Annotated in this window: 2 tRNA genes and 2 rRNA genes; all 4 read left to right on the forward strand. The window is 50.4% G+C overall.

The window, feature by feature from the left end:
- Nucleotides 1–1015: ribosomal RNA gene (locus ABD734_RS00630) — 16S ribosomal RNA — on the forward strand; the annotation flags it as partial.
- 283 nt (nucleotides 1016–1298) lie between these two features.
- Nucleotides 1299–1375, forward strand: a tRNA-Ile gene (locus ABD734_RS00635).
- A 13-nt stretch (nucleotides 1376–1388) separates the two neighbouring features.
- Nucleotides 1389–1464: transfer RNA gene (locus tag ABD734_RS00640), tRNA-Ala, on the forward strand.
- 142 nt (nucleotides 1465–1606) lie between these two features.
- Nucleotides 1607–2972, forward strand: a 23S ribosomal RNA gene (locus ABD734_RS00645); the annotation flags it as partial.

Consider the following 2972-nt stretch of genomic DNA (forward strand, 5'->3'; position numbering starts at 1 on the left):
GGTAATACGTAGGTGGCAAGCGTTATCCGGAATTATTGGGCGTAAAGCGCGCGTAGGCGGTTCGTTAAGTCTGATGTGAAAGCCCCCGGCTCAACCGGGGAGGGTCATTGGAAACTGGCGAACTTGAGTGCAGAAGAGGAGAGTGGAATTCCATGTGTAGCGGTGAAATGCGCAGAGATATGGAGGAACACCAGTGGCGAAGGCGGCTCTCTGGTCTGCAACTGACGCTGATGTGCGAAAGCGTGGGGATCAAACAGGATTAGATACCCTGGTAGTCCACGCCGTAAACGATGAGTGCTAAGTGTTAGGGGGTTTCCGCCCCTTAGTGCTGCAGCAAACGCATTAAGCACTCCGCCTGGGGAGTACGGCCGCAAGGCTGAAACTCAAAGGAATTGACGGGGACCCGCACAAGCGGTGGAGCATGTGGTTTAATTCGAAGCAACGCGAAGAACCTTACCAAATCTTGACATCCTCTGACCGCCATGGAGACATGGCTTCCCTTCGGGGCAGAGTGACAGGTGGTGCATGGTTGTCGTCAGCTCGTGTCGTGAGATGTTGGGTTAAGTCCCGCAACGAGCGCAACCCTTATCATTAGTTGCCAGCATTCAGTTGGGCACTCTAGTGAGACTGCCGGTGACAAACCGGAGGAAGGTGGGGATGACGTCAAATCATCATGCCCCTTATGATTTGGGCTACACACGTGCTACAATGGACAGGTTACAAAGGGCAGCTACGCCGCGAGGCCAAGCGAATCCCATAAAACTGTTCTCAGTTCGGATTGGAGTCTGCAACTCGACTCCATGAAGCTGGAATCGCTAGTAATCGTGGATCAGAATGCCACGGTGAATACGTTCCCGGGTCTTGTACACACCGCCCGTCACACCACGGAAGTCGGTAACACCTGAAGCCGGTGGGCCAACCTTTATGGAGGCAGCCGTCGAAGGTGGGACCGATGACTGGGGTGAAGTCGTAACAAGGTAGCCGTATCGGAAGGTGCGGCTGGATCACCTCCTTTCTAAGGAATATAACGGAACGTCCCTTTGGGACGGCGGGATTAACGATTGACATATTGTATTCAGTTTTGAATGGTCTTCATTGACGATTCAACCCTTGCACATTGAAAACCGTATAGAAGCAATGCGAAAAATGATTTTAACCGAAATCAAGCGTAGAAACCGAGAACTGAAGAGTTCATAAAAACACGCGTTGTGTCGCAAGACACACTCACAAATTCATTGNTTTTCAAGCTTTTCATTAAATTGGAAGTTACATTCATATATATACCGTAAGTAATGAATGGGCCTATAGCTCAGCTGGTTAGAGCGCACGCCTGATAAGCGTGAGGTCGGTGGTTCGAGTCCACTTAGGCCCACCATTCAGTTTTTTACGGGGGCTTAGCTCAGCTGGGAGAGCGCCTGCTTTGCACGCAGGAGGTCAGCGGTTCGATCCCGCTAGTCTCCACCATTTATTTAAAACTTTGCACATTGAAAACCGTATAGAAGCAATGCGAAAAATGATTTTAACCGAAATCAAGCGTAGAAACCGAGAACTGAAGAGTTCATAAAAACACGCGTTGTGTCGCAAGACACACTCACAAATTCATTGCGATTAAGTAATGAAGGGCGCACGGTGGATGCCTTGGCACCAAGAGCCGATGAAGGACGGAACCAACACCGATATGCTTTGGGGAGCTGTAAGTAAGCGTTGAACCAAAGATTTCCGAATGGGGGAACCCCGCACGTTAGTGCGACTGTCAGGTGAATACATAGCCTGAGAGAGGTAGACCCGGGGAACTGAAACATCTTAGTACCCGGAGGAAGAGAAAGAAAAATCGATTCCCTGAGTAGCGGCGAGCGAAACGGGAAGAGCCCAAACCAGTCTNATTAGTGCGACTTTCAGGTGAATACATAGCCTGAGAGAGGTAGACCCGGGGAACTGAAACATCTTAGTACCCGGAGGAAGAGAAAGAAAAATCGATTCCCTGAGTAGCGGCGAGCGAAACGGGAAGAGCCCAAACCAGTCTTTGACTGGGGTTGTAGGACACCGAAAAAGCAGATTGAAGCGAGCAGAAGCGACTGGAAAGTCGCACCATAGGGGGTAACAGTCCCGTATGCGAAGTTTTGATCTGTGGCGGTGTATCCTGAGTACGGCGGAACACGAGAAATTCCGTCGGAAACTGGGAGGACCATCTCCCAAGGCTAAATACTTCTTGGTGACCGATAGTGAACCAGTACCGTGAGGGAAAGGTGAAAAGCACCCCGGAAGGGGAGTGAAATAGAACCTGAAACCGTGTGCTTACAAGTAGTCAGAGCCCGTTAATGGGTGATGGCGTGCCTTTTGTAGAATGAACCGGCGAGTTGTGATTGCATGCGAGGTTAAGCAGCGAATGTGGAGCCGTAGCGAAAGCGAGTCTGAATAGGGCGTCTAGTATGGGGTTGCAGACCCGAAACCAGGTGATCTACCCATGTCCAGGCTGAAGTCCAGGTAACACTGGATGGAGGGCCGAACCGACTTACGTTGAAAAGTGACCGGATGAGGTGTGGGTAGCGGAGAAATTCCAATCGAACCTGGAGATAGCTGGTTCTCTCCGAAATATATTTAGGTATAGCCTCGTGTTAGCATCGTGGAGGTAGAGCACTGTTTGGACGAGGGGCCCATCCCGGGTTACCGAATTCAGACAAACTCCGAATGCCACCTATGTGATGCACGGGAGTCAGACAGCGGGTGATAAGGTCCGTTGTCGAGAGGGAAACAGCCCAGACCACCAGTTAAGGTCCCAAAATATATGTTGAGTGGAAAAGGATGTGGCGTTGCACAGACAACTAGCATGTTGGCTTAGAAGCAGCCATCATTTAAAGAGTGCGTAATAGCTCACTAGTCAAGTGACGCTGCGCCGAAAATGTACCGGGGCTAAACATATTACCGAAACTGTGGATCAATTATATTGATGGTAGGAGAGCGTTCCGATTGCA

Source organism: Salinicoccus jeotgali (assembly GCF_039538805.1).
Classification (GTDB): domain Bacteria; phylum Bacillota; class Bacilli; order Staphylococcales; family Salinicoccaceae; genus Salinicoccus; species Salinicoccus jeotgali.